The 15,738-nt window shown below is 46.3% G+C and carries 9 protein-coding genes; 3 read left to right on the top strand and 6 right to left on the bottom strand.

Annotated elements, in window-relative coordinates; all coding sequences use genetic code 11:
* Positions 1-33: 33 nt before the first annotated feature.
* On the bottom strand, positions 34-1,146 hold the full coding sequence (gene mltA, locus ACED41_RS12860) for a murein transglycosylase A (protein ID WP_017059898.1): 1,113 nt from the start codon (positions 1,144-1,146) through the stop codon (positions 34-36).
* An 81-nt stretch (positions 1,147-1,227) separates the two neighbouring features.
* Positions 1,228-1,701 carry a DUF2850 domain-containing protein gene (locus ACED41_RS12855; RefSeq protein ID WP_017064193.1) on the bottom strand — a complete coding sequence of 158 codons (474 nt, stop codon included), beginning with the start codon at positions 1,699-1,701 and terminating at the stop codon, positions 1,228-1,230.
* A gap of 161 nt (positions 1,702-1,862) precedes the next feature.
* Here ACED41_RS12855 and argA point away from each other — a divergent pair, with 161 nt between their 5' ends.
* Together argA and ACED41_RS12845 are read left to right on the top strand one after the other, a co-directional pair.
* Positions 1,863-3,200: an amino-acid N-acetyltransferase gene (gene argA / locus ACED41_RS12850; RefSeq protein ID WP_017065782.1), complete on the top strand. Its 1,338-nt coding sequence runs from the start codon at positions 1,863-1,865 to the stop codon at positions 3,198-3,200.
* A 283-nt stretch (positions 3,201-3,483) separates the two neighbouring features.
* The gene (locus tag ACED41_RS12845) at positions 3,484-3,675 is read left to right on the top strand and encodes a hypothetical protein (protein WP_046224581.1); all 192 of its coding nucleotides are present in this window, start codon (positions 3,484-3,486) and stop codon (positions 3,673-3,675) included.
* A gap of 81 nt (positions 3,676-3,756) precedes the next feature.
* Here ACED41_RS12845 and recD read toward each other — a convergent pair whose 3' ends face one another.
* The 4 genes from recD to ACED41_RS12825 all read right to left on the bottom strand — a co-directional run bounded on the left by recD (position 3,757) and on the right by ACED41_RS12825 (position 14,605).
* Positions 3,757-5,967 carry an exodeoxyribonuclease V subunit alpha gene (gene recD, locus ACED41_RS12840; protein ID WP_017059894.1) on the bottom strand — a complete coding sequence of 737 codons (2,211 nt, stop codon included), beginning with the start codon at positions 5,965-5,967 and terminating at the stop codon, positions 3,757-3,759.
* Positions 5,967-9,641 carry an exodeoxyribonuclease V subunit beta gene (gene recB / locus ACED41_RS12835; protein ID WP_371725099.1) on the bottom strand — a complete coding sequence of 1,225 codons (3,675 nt, stop codon included), beginning with the start codon at positions 9,639-9,641 and terminating at the stop codon, positions 5,967-5,969. The genes recD and recB overlap by 1 nt, the downstream gene beginning before the upstream one ends.
* A gap of 409 nt (positions 9,642-10,050) precedes the next feature.
* The gene (gene recC, locus ACED41_RS12830; protein ID WP_371725098.1) at positions 10,051-13,527 is read right to left on the bottom strand and encodes an exodeoxyribonuclease V subunit gamma; all 3,477 of its coding nucleotides are present in this window, start codon (positions 13,525-13,527) and stop codon (positions 10,051-10,053) included.
* 127 nt (positions 13,528-13,654) lie between these two features.
* On the bottom strand, positions 13,655-14,605 hold the full coding sequence (locus ACED41_RS12825) for a TDT family transporter (protein ID WP_371725097.1): 951 nt from the start codon (positions 14,603-14,605) through the stop codon (positions 13,655-13,657).
* A gap of 208 nt (positions 14,606-14,813) precedes the next feature.
* Here ACED41_RS12825 and ACED41_RS12820 point away from each other — a divergent pair, with 208 nt between their 5' ends.
* Positions 14,814-15,710 (top strand): LysR family transcriptional regulator, encoded by an 897-nt coding sequence (locus ACED41_RS12820; protein ID WP_017059889.1) that lies wholly within the window; start codon positions 14,814-14,816, stop codon positions 15,708-15,710.
* Positions 15,711-15,738: the final 28 nt, after the last annotated feature.

The following is a 15,738-nucleotide window of genomic DNA, read 5'->3' as shown; positions in this document are numbered from 1 at the left end:
CGATTCGCTTTCAATGCCCTATTTTATTGTAGCTTACTCAACCTTTTCAGGAGGCAAAGCCCAAGGCGCTTCAGTTGCGCTGCCATCTAAACCGAGCTTCCACACACGACCAAAATGCTTGTAATGGCCCGCTTCTGTACCCGCTCGAGGGCCCATGCCGTGGTAAAGGTCCAAATGGTTTTGCTTAACCGCGCCGCCCGTATCCAAAACCAATAGCAGTCTTAGTTGATGAGCGCCGCTCCAAGTACCATCAGCATTCAGTAGTGGAACCTCAGCAAGAATCGGTGTTCCCATAGGTAAGATAGAGCGATCGCCCGCTACCGCCGCCATCGGTAATAGAGGAATGCCCGCGCTGCCCATTACCGATAGGTCGTCTCTCGCTTCAAAGAAAACGAAAGAAGGGTTTTGCTCAAGCAGCTCTTTCACTACTTCAGGATCGTTTGCCAATACCCACTCTTTGATTGCTTTTAGCGACATTTTTTCGCGTGGAACTAAGCCTCGTTCAATCAGAACACGGCCAATGCTCACATAAGCTTTATTATTCTTACCCGCGTAGGCGAAATACTGCAGCGTGTCATCATCACCGAAGTGCACAAATCCACTGCCCTGCACTTCCATCATAAATGGGTCGATACGGTTTGCTGAATAACCTAACTCAAGGCCTTGACCTTCTAATGCGCCGTTGTAAATCTCTTCGCGTGTTGGACACTCTTTGCCACACTCAGGAAGCCCGTAAACAGGGTAACGGTATTCTTCATTCGCTTCGTGGCGCAGCTCCATCACAGGAGAAAAGTAGCCCGTGAACAAAACATTGCCTTGTTTATCACCACCACCTAGTTGAGCGGTTTGAACGCCAAAATTCGCTAGCTCGCTTGGATCTCCACTCAACATCGCCCACTCATTGAGTTGTTGATAAAGCGGCTCATAGATTTTAGCCATCGAAGGGGATTTAGAAACCACCATCTCAGCTTGTTCTGCAAATGCGGTGTAGTCTCTTGGTTTATTGGATTCAACCTGATCGACCTTATTCAAGGTGCGAGGAAATTCGTCATCAAGGTGTTGCTGAGCAAGATCAGTGGGTTGAGCACAGCCAAATAACAAAGAGGCAGCGACAAGGGGAAGCCATTTTTTAATCACAAGAGTCATCCTAAAAATTCTATGCATCGAGGATGACAAAAACAGTCAGATAACACAATCTTAGATTGTAAGAGTTTACAAGAAGATAACCTATCGGACGGAGTTATCGATATGGCCCTTAAGGCGGAAGATGGGATTGTAGTGACTGTCAGAATCGAGCACCATTTCTGTATTGTCAGAATTGGTCATGCGGAAGCGATAGGTTTTATCACCCGCCTTGTATTCAAAGTAGTTTCCATCAAAGTCAAAGCTCGTCGAAACAACAGACCCACGAACTGACACACCATTAGCATTCAGAACAAACTCATCGGTCGCATAATGTGCAACATCTTGCTCTATCCAAGTGCCGTATATCAGATTGTCGGGCGTCGCCGCATTTTGCACTCGGGAAAGCACATCGCCGAACAAAGAAACCACCGCAAACGAACCCACTAAGGCTAGAACCATTAAACAACGTTCAATGATCTTACGCTTCAACTTAGATTGATTGCGCTGATCAGCTTCGCTGTAGAGACCTTTGGTTATCTCATCGATTTTGTTCTTTGTTGCTGGAGCTTGTTGCATTCGGTGACTACTCATAAGGATGCTATGCGCATTCTACACTGAGACAGTTTATATATTGAAGCCTAGATAAGAATAGTTTGCGCTTTATTCCAAAAAGGTGTTGTTTACATTTGAATTTAAATGCTAAATTATCGAATAAATAAACAAAATGGACTTGTTCTGTGAAATTAAGAAGTACAGCGCTAGTAAAAGGTTTCAGACAATCAACCCCTTACGTAAATGCTCACCGTGGCAAAACCATGGTCATTATGCTGGGAGGCGAAGCCGTTGCCGACAGGAACTTTGGTAACATTATTAGTGATATAGCCTTGCTCCACAGCCTTGGAGTAAAGATTGTTCTCGTTCACGGGGCAAGACCGCAGATCAACCAATTGCTCGCCAAGCAAGATTGCCATACGCCTTATCACAAGAATATTAGGGTCACTGATGAATATTCTTTGGGCGTCGCTATGCAGGCTGCTGGACAGCTTCAACTTGCCATCACCGCACGCCTCTCAATGAGCTTAAACAACACGCCGATGGCAGGCACTCAACTCAATGTTATGAGTGGTAACTTCATTACGGCTCAACCGCTTGGCGTGGATGACGGTACGGATTATTGCCACAGCGGGCGTATTCGTCGAATCGATATCGAAGGGATCAATCGCACGCTTGACCAAGGTTCAATTGTACTGCTTGGCCCTATTGCCAGCTCCGTGACAGGCGAAAGCTTTAACCTACTTTCTGAAGAGGTCGCTACCCAAGTTGCTATTCGTCTAAAGGCCGACAAGCTGATTGGCTTCTGCTCCGAACAAGGGGTAACAGATGAACGCGGTAACGTGCTCGCCGAACTCTTCCCTAAAGATGCCAAGCAAATTCTAGAACGATTAACGGAATCTCAAAATCCTGCCGAAGACATGAGCACAGGAACACTGCGCTTCTTGAAAGGAGCGATCTCCGCTTGTCGAGCTGGTGTGCCTCGTTGTCATCTAATCAGCTACAAGGTAGATGGCGCATTAATCCAAGAGTTGTTCTCTTTTGACGGTATTGGAACCCAAGTGGTCATGGCTAGTGCCGAGCAAGTAAGACAAGCTCAGATTGACGATATTGGTGGCATATTTGACCTTATTCGTCCTTTGGAAGAACAAGGCATTCTCGTTCGTCGCTCAAGAGAACAATTGGAACAAGAGATTCACCGCTTTACGATTATCGAAAAAGACGGACTGATTATTGGTTGCGCTGCACTATATGCGTATCCGGAAGATCACATGGCAGAGATGGCGTGTGTGGCGATTCACCCTGACTATCGAGATGGAAACCGTGGGCAATTGTTGCTGGATTACATGCGTCACCAATCAAAATCTCGTGATATCGACCAGATTTTTGTCCTTACTACGCACAGCCTTCACTGGTTCCGTGAACAGGGTTTTTACGAGATAGCGGTTGATGAATTACCGATGGAAAAACAAGGGTTATACAACTATCAGAGAAACTCAAAGATCTTGGCGCTCAACGTATAAATAAAGTTTTGGAGCACAATCTCACTTCGACAGAAAAATAATTGCAAATGTAATCGTTTTCTATATGAGATTTATTAACTATGCACTTTCACTCATACGTATAATTGTATAGAATTTAGACGCTTTAATAATCTTAACAAATGTTTTTATTGGAATTGCCATCTCGATAGTCATGTCGAACTCATTGAAGTGGTCACTGCACGGATTGCTATACCCGTTGACGGCCAGCACGCTAACATTAGCTCTGCTCGTTAATATAAACAGCAAAAAGAGCAATATTGATATGAGAACCATTGTTTGTAACTCGCTGCAAAGTTTTTGGGATATGGCTGATAACCAATTCTTAGAAGGGCTAGACGTACACTGCGTGTTCCCTGTTAGCGAGAATCTAAAAGAGTTTATTTTGAATTGCCAAGCAAAGTACAAGATAAACCACATATCGTTTACTCGAGCGTTTTTAGGCTCTGATTCCTAATAACGCTCAAAGCAACCAAGGATGGTTGCTTTGTGTTTATCTAGCCCTAAGTTCAAAACCTTCTCTAGCCGTCCATAACGACTAATTCGTTAAGCGACTGCCTAAACCACTCACTCGCTCTGTTTTCACCTTAATCCCACGCTTCAACACATTTGTATCGCTGAACATCATCAGTCGTTTCTTCGCACGTGTAATACCTGTATAGATAAGCTCCCGCGTTAAAATAGGGCTGAAATCTGGCGGCAAGATCATTAAGGTCAGATCAAATTCACTACCCTGAGATTTGTGTATTGTCATTGCATAAGCCGTTTCATGATCGGGCACTCGGCTTGGTAGCACAGCTTTTACGCTGCCATCGGGCAACTCAAAATAGACCTTCAAACGAGGGGTTAAGTCAGGTTGACTAGAACCCGCCTCAAGCATACAGATACCAATATCACCATTGTACAAACCCAAGCCATGATCATTTCGCGTCACCATAACAGGACGTCCGTGATACCACAGCTCATCATTATGAGGGCTCACCAAACGCCTTGCGGCCAGTGCTCTTTCAATTCTGTGGTTGAGGCCTTTAACACCAAAATCCCCTTCACGAATGGAACACAACAGTCGGCATTGGCTGAACAAATCGAGTACCGATTTCGCTCTCGCTTCTTGAGTTTCTAACTCTTCCAACGGCACATTCATTCTATTGAGGTACGCACCATACTCGTTAACCAAAGTACGCAGCATCAGGTTATAGCTGTCACTCGACAGAGGGTGGTTTTCGATATCGCCAAAACCTTTGGCAAACACTTGGTCTACTTGATTCGCAGAACCATTATTGATTGCTTTTGCCAGCTGACCGATACCGGAGCGCGCATCGAAACGATAACTCTTCTGCAGCATACACAAGCTATCCGCAATCGCAGGCGGATTCACCGCTCCAGCTTTGTCTTGTCTTGGTTTAGCTATCGCATCAAAACCTGTCATCTCTGCAATCAAATTGCCTTGCGCTGTGCTGTACCCTGCAGAGTTGAATGAACAGATATCACCGAGCACAGCACCTGCCTCTACTGAAGCGAGTTGGTCTTTATCACCCAATAAGATGAGCCTTGCGTGCTCAGGAAGTGCATCCACCAGCTTATACATCATCGACAGATCAACCATTGAAGCTTCATCCACTACCAAGATATCAAGGTGGAGTGGATTGCGTCGGTTATGCCTAAACTCAGCACGGTTAGGAATCGCGCCGAGTAATCTGTGTAAGGTGCTCGATTCGGTCGGTATGTTGGCTTTCACTTCAGGCGCTAATGGCAGCTGTTCAATTGCTTTACCGATCGACTCGGTTAAACGCGCCGCCGCTTTACCCGTTGGTGCCACTAGCTTAATCGTTGGTGTTTTACCTTGGCTGAGAGATTGCTCGACCATCGCCGACAGTAATTTGGTTACCGTGGTTGTTTTACCAGTACCCGGCCCACCAGAAATCACCGCAAAACGACGACTCAACGCTACCGCTGCCGCGACCTTTTGCCAGTTCAAACAGACAGATAACGGCACGAGGCTATCCAGCGCATCTAAATCTGTCACTTGCTTGGCTTGAACAATCGCTTGGTCGATTGATCCCCAATCTAAAGCCTGCTCATTCACAATATCAAGATGGTCACACACCAATTGTTGGCGTAATACCTGAGACGTTTGTTGGCTTGCTTCAGCCTTGGCTAAGGCGTTAAACAGAAAATGATAGCTACGTGCAAAAAGCAGATTGAGCGTTTCAGTCAGCGCTTTTTTCTGCTCAGTATTGAACTCTACCGGCTTACTTAAACGGTTTAAGGTCTCAGCCAACACAACTTCGTAGTTCCAATAACGCTGTAAATAGACACGCTGCCCATCGAACATTAGAGGCTTAACACAATCGTTGGTCGTTCCCACTAAGTTTGATGATTGAAGCACAGCCACCCAATCAATACCCAACAGTTTTTGGTTCAATTGCAGTGCAGTTTCACCGTATAACCCAAGTAACTGAGCAAGATCTGCCGCTAGTTCAGGGCCTGTCGTATGCTGCTGTATAAGCTGAGTACAAATGTGTCCTTTGCCTAATTCATGGCTCACTACCCCCGCGAGAAAGCCGATCTCTTGAGGGTAGCTCGTGGCTTGCTGAGCAAGAAAACGGGCAAATTGATAATCCAACTGACGAATAGAACCCTTATCCGCAAGAAACTGGAGTACATCCATCAGTTGCTCAGGAATAAGTGAAACTGGCTTTGCTGTGTTCGCAGTATCTATGCCGGTATTAGTGGTCGTTGTTGTCATTATAAAAGCCCCATCTGTCCAGTTTCATCGTCATTCAATTGTGCCGAACGTCTGTCTATCACTTTACCGTCAATCAATTGATCCATTTCATCAAGTAAAGCCAGTGTTGGTTTGGCCGAGAAAATACCTTGCTGAGATTGGCCGTCCATTCCTCGTAAGAACAAGTAGTACACGCCACCAAAATGTTGTTCGTAGCTGTAATTGGCAACGCGGCTGCGTAAGAAACGGTGCAACGCCAATGCATAGATTTGATATTGCAAATCATAGCGATGGTCGGCCATCGCCGATTTCAATGCCTCGCCATGGTAGACAGCAACATCATCTCCTAAGTGATTCGATTTCCAGTCGAGTACATAGTATTTACCTTGGTGCTCAAACACCAAATCGATGAAGCCTTTCAACATACCTTGCACGGTTTGGAAACCTAGATCGCCCGCTTTGGCTGACAATGGATCGTGATATTGAATGGTTTGATTCAGTTCAGATGCAGCCAATACTTCGATCGGCAGTAAGAATTCCATCTCAACTAAACGTTGCGTCGAGTCTTTCTCGCTTAGCTTTAAGTTCTTGCCGTCTAATGCGGTGTTCAGCACTGTATCGACCAGTTGCTGAAGCACAGGTAGCCACTCTAATTCATATTGCTCTGATTCTAATAAGTGAGTGATTACTTGCGTGTTATGTTCACTGGTTGCTGGCTCGGTAAATTCAACCTCCTCAAACAAGGTGTGTAAGAAAGTACCTGGGCGAGCACCACGAGGGAACGTAAAGATAGAGCGTTCAGGCTCAATCAACTCAGACTCATCCTGCTCATCAGCCGAGTCAATATCAAAACCAGACACCTCAATGGTCGCGTCATGACTCGCACCGTGACTGCCCTGTTTGACAAGCCCCGAGTAACTGGTGATACGCCAAGCTCGGTCAATTGAAGCCTTAAGTTCACTGGCCTGTAAGTCGTCACTCACTTGCTCTGTTTGCACAAAAATTTGTTCGTGAGCGGTAGGTGTTTCTGCTAACAGCACACTGGAATTCTTACCCTCAATAGCCGATAGAGCTTGATGCAACTCGGCGATGCCTTGCTCTTGTCCGTTTTGAACCAAATAGCCCATGGCACTCAAGTGCACGCCGGTCGGCTCTTTGGTTGAACGCCCTTTACGTAGCGGTGCCATGCCAATAAAACATCCATAAACAGCACGAGTCAGCGCTACATAAACCAGGCGCAAATCTTCCGCTAGTCGTTCTTTATCGGCTTGCGCTAAGGCACTGTCGCTGCCAGTAATATCGAGTACTGTGGTGTCTGAATCATGGTCGTAGAACTTACCTTCACTCGCTTCACGATAGCTTGCAACGAACGGCAAAAATACTAAGTCATATTCCAAGCCTTTCGATTTATGAATGGTAACGATTTGAACCAAGTTTCTTTCTGATTCAAGGCGTTGAATGTCGTCGTCACTGCCACCTAAACCATTTTGTGCATCTGAGATTGCTTCAGCCAGCCAACGCAACAAGCCATAGTCACTGTCGAGTTCTTGTCTTGCTTGTTGCAACAATTCGCCAATGTGCATTAAATCAGTGAGTGAGCGCTCACCATTTTCTTCTTCCAGTAAGCGTTCCGCGAGATGTCGTTTACTGATCACGCTGCGAAGCATTGGCAACACGCCGCGCTGAAGCCACAACTTACGATATTCTCTAAACTCGTTAACGACGTTTTCCCACACCACTTCATCGTTGTTGAGTTCATCCAATGATGCGGCATCCAGAGCAAACAACTCCGACGCTAAACTGGCGCGTAATGCTCGGTCATTTTCAGGTGTCAGCACCGCCTGCAACAAACGTTGAATATCTTGTGCGACCAAGCTGGTGAACACACTGTCTCGGTTGGATAAATACACGCTCGCAATGCCTTGTTCCGACAACGCGTTCTTAATCAGACGACCTTCACTACCGGTTCGAACCAAAACAGCAATATCACCCGCATTCACGGCATGTTGTTTTTTGCCGTTATCAAAATAGGCTTGTTGATTTTGAGAAGCGGTCAGAATAGTTTGAATTTGACTCGCTGTCGCTTCTGCCATTGCCTTGTGATATTCACCTTTCGGCAATGGCTTATCTTCAGCCTCTTGCAGCCAAAAGGTAAGTGCGTGCTGAGTTTCTCCGTTCATCACCCATTGGCGTTTGTCGGCTGATGGACTGGCAGCAACGGGCAAAAATGGAATGTCTTGATCGTAGATAAACGGGCTGTCCGAATTCATAAACACTTGGTTTACTGCACTGACCATATCGGCACTTGAGCGCCAGTTAGTGCCTAAGGTGTAGTGAGCACTAACTTGGTTTCTCGCCTTGATATAGGTAAAGATATCTGCGCCACGGAAGCCATAAATCGCCTGCTTTGGGTCACCGATCATAAACAAGCCGCACTGCGGATTATCAAGATAGATTCGGCTAAAAATACTGTATTGCAGTGGGTCGGTATCCTGAAATTCATCGATCATCGCCACCGGGTAGAGCGTGCGAATCCTTTCCACCAGCAGTGACTGCTCATCGACATCGATCGACGCAGATAACTGGGTCAGTAGGTCATCAAACGACAACCACTGCTTTTGCTGTTTCGCCTTGGCGAGCATAGTTCGACAATGAGTAATCGCATGCGCCAATAACGGAGCTTTCAAATCAGCTGGGTGATTTAAGAAATCCTCAATCGCTCCGAAAACTGCATGCTGAGGTGCAGTGCCTTTCGGTGTTTTTTCAATGAGAGTGGCTTGCGAGAACTTCTCTAACTTATCTGGATATTGATAATCATGAGTGTCGCTCTGCGCCCATGCTGTCACCGCTTCTAACCATGTCGGCAGAGACTTCTTGGTGTAGCTACGTTTGTTCACATCCGAAGCAGAGATCAAAGCCAAAAAGTCCGCTTCGGATTCACACCATAGCGCTTTAAGTTGCTTCACTTTATCTAGGTTTTGGTTGTGCAGAGTTTGCAGGTCGCCCGACATCGCATCTACCGTCAATTTCAGCGGAGATCCTGTCAGATAACGATTTACGTCTGCTAATAACGCAGCCGGTGAACCCCAAATATTACGAACCTCACCAGCCAGTTGAGTCGGCAGCGGGTAAAACTGCTTACGCCAGTAGTCAGCAACCACTTGCGCTTTTAGGTGACTTTCATCGGTCACAAATTCATTATCAAAGCGGCTTCCAGACTCGAAGGCATTTTGAGTCAACATACGCTGACAGAAGCCGTGAATGGTGTAGACCGCCGCTTCATCCATTTGCCTTTCGGCATTGAGCAGTGTTTTCGCAGCGCCTGCGTGGTCTTCGATCTCTTGCAACAGAGGCGCAATCACTGGGTCATCACTTTGCCCGCGAGCAAACGCAATGCGTGCATCATGGATTCGTGCACGGATACGATCTCGCAGCTCTGCGGTTGCCGCTTCGGTAAAAGTCACGACCAGAATTTGATCTACGGTAAGTGGCTCATGATGTCGGGTAGCTTCTGTAAGCTCTCCTGTTGGTGCTGCCGTGCCGTGTCCGAGCAGTAAGCGTAAGTACAAGCCAGCGATAGTAAATGTTTTACCAGTACCCGCCGATGCTTCAATTAAACGCGCGCCATGAAGTGGAAACGTCATGGTATTGAGTGTCTGTGGAGCAATTACCTGAACACTGCTTGTGGTCGTCATGCCTTACTGCCTTCTGATAAATATGTTGTTACAAATGTGACCTAGCGTGGAAAACGTCATTCAATTTACGTCCTACGCTGATTTGTTAATAGTTAGTGCGATCTCTCTCACGGATCAATTCGGATCGCCTCGCTACTATGCGCCCACGAGTTCAGGAGCGCGTACGAGTTTTGTACTTTACGGCGTTACTTTGAACCACAGAATAATGGTCCCTCTGACCTGTGGCCGTACAGCGAACGCCCTACACTAATAATGATTTACTGGCGGCCACTTTATTTCCTGTACCTTGCTTCTATTCACCTTGATTCCCTTCATCTTGAAAGCAAGCGTACCAAACGCTTACCAGCGACTCTCTTTTGTCTTTCATTAATTCAGCGCACTCGCTATTGATCTTGTCGATCACAGCCACCTACTCCTGATCTTCCAGATCGGCAGTAGCCAACCTTGCCGCCTGTAGCACAAGCGTTGAATACATACGCGACTCAGTAGCCAATTCATCGTCCCATTTAGACCAGATTCGTGAGATGTAGGTATCTCTACCCTCGCCCGTGAAGGCGAAGCTGTCATTAAAGGTATCGGCCATTTTCTTGAGTGACTTTTCTTCATCATCGACCCACTTACCACGGCTAAAGCCCGCTTCAACACCAGCTAATGCCGTTTTCGGGAAGTATGGCAATGGTGCAGTCATACCTTGATAAAACAGTCGTACTAACTCAGCTAATATACTCTTCGCTTGCTGCGCATCGCCGATAGGTTGTAGCGTTTGGTGAACCACGCCCTCTTTTCTGTCATAGCCAATAATATGGGTCGTTTTTCCGTGTCCCATAACAGCGCAGGATAGATGATCAATCCACGCAGCCAAGTAATCTTGAGAGCGTATTTTGCCGCTACGGAAACGCACTAGACCTGATTGATAGTTTTGAGTTAACCACCCCATCAAGCGAACAGGCTTACCTTCGCCTAACACGTCAAACTCGATATTCACTTCGAGATCTTGCTGCGGTGATCCGCTCACAAATCTAATCTCTTTGGCTAAGTCTTCCGCTTGAACACGATTGGTTTCAAATTCGATGTCACCAAAGGCGCCGACCGGTAATCGACCTTGGGCTTTTTGCTCAGAGACAAACAGTCGCACCGCTTCGTCTGCACCTTCTGGGTGGTCCAGCAACACTTGCAGCAGCGCATCTTTAAGCTGGAAGCTCTCTAGTCCATTGAGTACGAATGGCTCATCGTCTTCCATTACAGGAAGTGGCGGTTCAAACACCACTTTGAGACGGCGATTAAAGAAGTACTGCACTGGCAAACGCCAAAAACGCTGTAACTCAACCAGGTCCAATTCCAACGGGTACGTTGCCCCCAACAAATAGTCATCCAATGCACGATTGAATTCACCACTGCGCTCACCAGAACGATTTGCCGCAGGAAGCCATTCTTTGGCGTAGCTCAATACATGACCTGCATCACCTTGCGTAAAGGCTGCTGGGCTAAATGGTGTCATGGTGTGTTCAAAGCTGATTGCTTGAGTCAGTTTGATACCAGAATCATCACTTGGTAACGCTTGATCTGCACTTAGGCAGTAGTTCTGGTGGCAGTACTCAATCAACTCAGAAACCAATACCGATGGTACTCGCTCAGTATTATCTTGAATCGAGCGGCCGACATAACTGATGTATAAACACTCTTGCGCCGACAACATCGCTTCTAAGAATAGGTAACGGTCATCATCACGACGAGAACGATCTCCCGGACGAGTGCGTCCGTTCATCAAATCAAAACCTTCCGGCGGCATTGAGCGTGGGTAAACACCGTCATTCATGCCTAATAGACAAACGGTTTTGAACGGGATAGAACGCATCGGCATCAGAGTACAGAAATTCACTTGCCCCGCTAAGAAACGCTGACTGATACGCGCGCCCGACAGTTTATTGTTTAAGTACTGATAAATGATGCTTGGCGATAGCTCTTGTTCGTACAAGGCATCATCAAGCTGTTCATTCAGTTGAGAAAGTGCATCACGAATCGACTTAAGCACCACCTCGCCTTCTAGCTCAACGGCAAAGAAATCGTCAATCATTTGCAGCAAGGTTTCACGCCACATATCGATGGATTGCGTCTCAGTAAGGCGTTGACGGTAATGGGCAATACGGTCAATAAAGTGCGCTAACTTACCTGCAAGTTCAGCGTTAATGCCCTGAACTTCGTTATAAGCTGCAATTGGAGAGTGTTCGGTTTCAAACAGACCCGCAGAATCCGACATCGCATAACCCAATAACATTCGCTGGATACCAAATAGCCAGGTATTTTGCTCGGTGGCAGGCAAATCAAACTCAGTTGCGGTAGACGAATCGACACCCCAACGGATGCCTGCTTCTTCAACCCACTGCTTAGCTTGCTCGAATTGAAATTCATCAATGCCAAAGCGTGCCATCATCGCTGGGATTTCTAGTAGCTCTAACAACTCAGACGCTAAACAACGCGTATTCGGTAGCGCGACCAACTGCATGAACGCGGTCAGAATCGGGCTCTCTTGGTCTGCCGTTCGATCCGAGATCGAGTAAGGGATATAACGCTCACCCGGAGCATTACCAAATACCGCCTGAATCGCAGGGCTGTAAGCATTGATGTCTGCCACCATCACGATAATGTCGCGTGGCTTTAATGTCGGGTCAGCGTCAAACATTGCTAACAGCTGATCATGAAGAACTTCAACCTCACGCATTGGGCTGTGACAAGCATGTACCGTCAATGAGCGATCACCCAGCTCAACCACTTGTTTGTGGTTGCTGGAGTCTAAGATGTGATCATCTTGGTGTTCTTCTAACTGGAGAATGTCGGCTTGCAGTTGATGCAGCAGGTTATCTCTCTCTACATCAATAAAGAACTCATGCTCTTCGCTGTCTGATTGAGATAGCAAGAACAGGTTATCTCTACCTAACTTACCCATAGATGCGAGTAAGCTATTGCCTACCGCTTGGCTAGTATGCAGTTCGTCTTCAACGTTGGCTTCAATACCGTCTTTCAATGGTGAGACTTCGCCTTCTAGCTGAGGCAAGCCATCAATCAGAGCAAACTGCTTACGACGTTGCGCTTCCACTCTAGCCAAGTATTTACGGTCACGAATATCGCCCCAGTAATGTTGGCAAGGGTTGGTAAACATCAGGTGAACATCAATCTGCTCACCCAGCGCTTTCAAGGCATCCATGTAACGAGGAGGCAGCGACGATATACCAAACACAAACAGACGTTTCGGCAAGCGTTGTAGCTGACCTTGTTGGTTGGCTAGCGCTTCAATGAAGTCGTGGTACAGGTTACCACGGTGATATTTCGATTGGCCTTGAGACAGGGTTTGCTCGTAGAGTGCCTTCCACAAAATTGGCTGCCAAGGGTGTTCTTGCTGCCCTTCACCATCAATCAATTCTGTAACGGGCTCGCCCGCTTCCCACATCGCCATCCACTCAGGACGATATACCAAGTATCCATCGAAGATATCGGCAATCTTCTCAGCCAATTGATACAGCTTCGAATCATCTTCGTCGTTTTCAAGATAGCGTTGTAAGGGTAAGAAATCAGGGTGGTCAAGCTTAGCGGGTAGCAAACTCATCAGCTTCCACGTCATCGCTTCCTTGTTAAAAGCACTGCGTTTAGGTACATCAGGAAGCACTTGGGTAAACATATCCCAAATGAAGGTTGCTGGAAGAGGAAAGTCTATATTTGCTGCTACACCAAACTCTTTGGCGAGTTCCATCTTAAGCCATTGAGACATACCTGGGCTCTGAACCAAGATCTGCTCTTTTTCGAAAGGGTTGGCTAAAGGATCACTTTTGATTAAATGAACGAGAAGGATTTTTAAAGTATCGACTTTATTGGAATGGTAAACAGTAAACAAAGTGCACTCACGCTAATCTTGCCACAATATAAAGCCAGATTAGCATAAGTGCCGAGTTTGGATTAGGAATATAAGCTTATGAAATACTGAAAACTTAAGCTCCGTTTATCTTTTGAACTATTGCCCTTTACAATCTGCCCGCTACCGCACTTAAAACACGGTGAGGTTTGTAGTTCATGTAGTAACGAACCGCCACATAACCTACCACCAACGTCGCAACAATCAGCTCTAAATAAGCTAGGTTAAACACTTGGTTAATGTAATGCGCTTCAATACCTTGTGCTTGCATCCACGCAGCCAATTTAAATAACGCTGTTGCACCAATCACGATTGGGAAGGTAAACGCTGCATAACCAGGGCTAAATGGAAGACGAAGTAGTTTGAAAAACGCCATATAGATAATGAACGTCATCAACACTGCAATACCAAATAGTAAACCAATGATCACAGGTGAAGGGTTAGCAGTAACGGTTAAGTAACCCGCCAAAGATAGGCTTGCCGGTGCTGCCATAATCGCAATCGTTGGTTTTGCAGCATCTGGCACTTCGTGAGAGAAGATCAAACGGTAAACCATGATTGGTAGCATTACTGCGTAAACCAATAAGCCGAATACCAAAGTCGCATTAGCTACTGGCTCTAAAACTGGATTACCTGAGAAAGAGACGTCAGCGACGATAATACCGATCGGTGGCACAAACCAGCTTGGCACCATGTGGTGAATCTCAAAGTTTTTAGCTCTGTGGTACAAAAAGCTCATTAGAAACACAACATGCAAAGCCACAGAAGCCAACCACATAGCTTCTTGTAAGAATTGAGAGATTGGCGCCAAAGACGCTGACACCACCATGCACCCCATTGCAAATGTTGGTACCACACTGCCGACAACAGGGTGAGCAAGATCTTCACGCAATAGGTGACCATGAATCAAAAATTTCACAGCTAAAACAAGAAGTAATACCGCCGCAATGCCAGCACTGATCCACTGCACCAAACCCGGTGTGTGTAAGATACCTTGTGCGACTAGAACACCATCCCAACACCAGCCTAAGCTTGCAATTGCGAGTGCTAACCCTGCCATGGGTGTTGGAGCTCCTGTTAATCTATATTTAATACGTTGAATCATGTCAGCCTCTCTTAAACCTAATTCACTAAACTTGTGAACTCATCAGCTTGTTGAAGCCATAATACGCTTGCGCTTCGTTAAACAATATCCAATTATATATAACAAGTGTTCATCAATACTGAACAGAATCCATTTTCACCAGCAGAGTAAAACTAGGAATCTGATGGCTAATATTTCAATAAAACAGCTCAAAGTGTTCGTCACTATTACTCAGCACTCGACATTGACTGCTGCCTCTGAGGCTCTGTTTCTGTCTAAAGCTGCGGTCAGCATGGCACTAGGCGAAATGGAGAAACAACTCGGCCACTCTCTATTTGACCGGGTCAACAACCGATTAATTCTCAACCAAGAGGGACATAAGTTACTTCCATTGGCGGATGAAATATTACATCGTGCTGCTGGTATTGATGTTTTGTTCCGTGATGATCAGCCTTTAAGTGGCAATCTAAAGGTCGGCGCGAGTGACACGATTGGTAATCAGGTCGCACCGTTTATTTTGTCAGGCTTTCGCGAACGAACTCAACATCAGGATCAAAGCTTGTTCATTTCAAACAGTGCCCTGATCTGCCAAAAGTTGGTGGATTATGAACTTGATATCGCGCTAATTGAAGGAAAAACATTACACCCTGAACTCATTTCGAGTCAGTTTAGCAGCGATGAAATGTGTATTATTGTTAGTAATCAACATCCTCTCGTTGCCAAAGAAAAAGTGATTTTAAGCGATTTGGAAGACAGCCATTGGATTTTACGTGAATCAGGCTCAGGGACTCGCGAGTTTTTCCTTCGTGCCGTCGCACCGCGCATCGAACATTGGTATGAATCTTTTGAACTCAACACCACTGAAGCGATCATCAACTCTGTTTCTGCCGGTCTTGGCTTTGCCTGTTTGTCCCGTTTAGCTGCTCAGCGAGCGATCGATTCAGGCCGAGTAAAAGCGCTTAATGTGCCACTTGATATGAAACGCCGATTCTGGATGCTGGTCCATAAAGACAAATATCAAAGCCCACTGCTGAAATCTTTCATGAGTTATTGTGAAGACTGGGCGGCACATCAAGATTGAGGCCGCATAGTACGGGCTCCAACTGGAC

It is taken from the genome of Vibrio sp. 1F255 (assembly GCF_041439145.1).
Taxonomy (GTDB): domain Bacteria; phylum Pseudomonadota; class Gammaproteobacteria; order Enterobacterales; family Vibrionaceae; genus Vibrio; species Vibrio crassostreae_C.
Note: the sequence above shows the minus strand (reverse complement) of the source record. Positions and strands in the feature narration are given on the sequence as shown.

Bases quoted from the DNA above. Each gene is read 5' to 3' on its own strand.
- recD (WP_017059894.1), bottom strand. From the start codon at position 5,967: ATGACAACAACGACCACTAATACCGGCATAGATACTGCGAACACAGCA.
- ACED41_RS12820 (WP_017059889.1), top strand. From the start codon at position 14,814: ATGGCTAATATTTCAATAAAACAGCTCAAAGTGTTCGTCACTATTACT.
- ACED41_RS12825 (WP_371725097.1), bottom strand. From the start codon at position 14,605: ATGGCAGGGTTAGCACTCGCAATTGCAAGCTTAGGCTGGTGTTGGGAT.
- ACED41_RS12845 (WP_046224581.1), top strand. From the start codon at position 3,484: ATGAGAACCATTGTTTGTAACTCGCTGCAAAGTTTTTGGGATATGGCT.
- mltA (WP_017059898.1), bottom strand. From the start codon at position 1,146: ATGACTCTTGTGATTAAAAAATGGCTTCCCCTTGTCGCTGCCTCTTTG.
- recB (WP_371725099.1), bottom strand. From the start codon at position 9,641: ATGACGACCACAAGCAGTGTTCAGGTAATTGCTCCACAGACACTCAAT.
- ACED41_RS12855 (WP_017064193.1), bottom strand. From the start codon at position 1,701: ATGCAACAAGCTCCAGCAACAAAGAACAAAATCGATGAGATAACCAAA.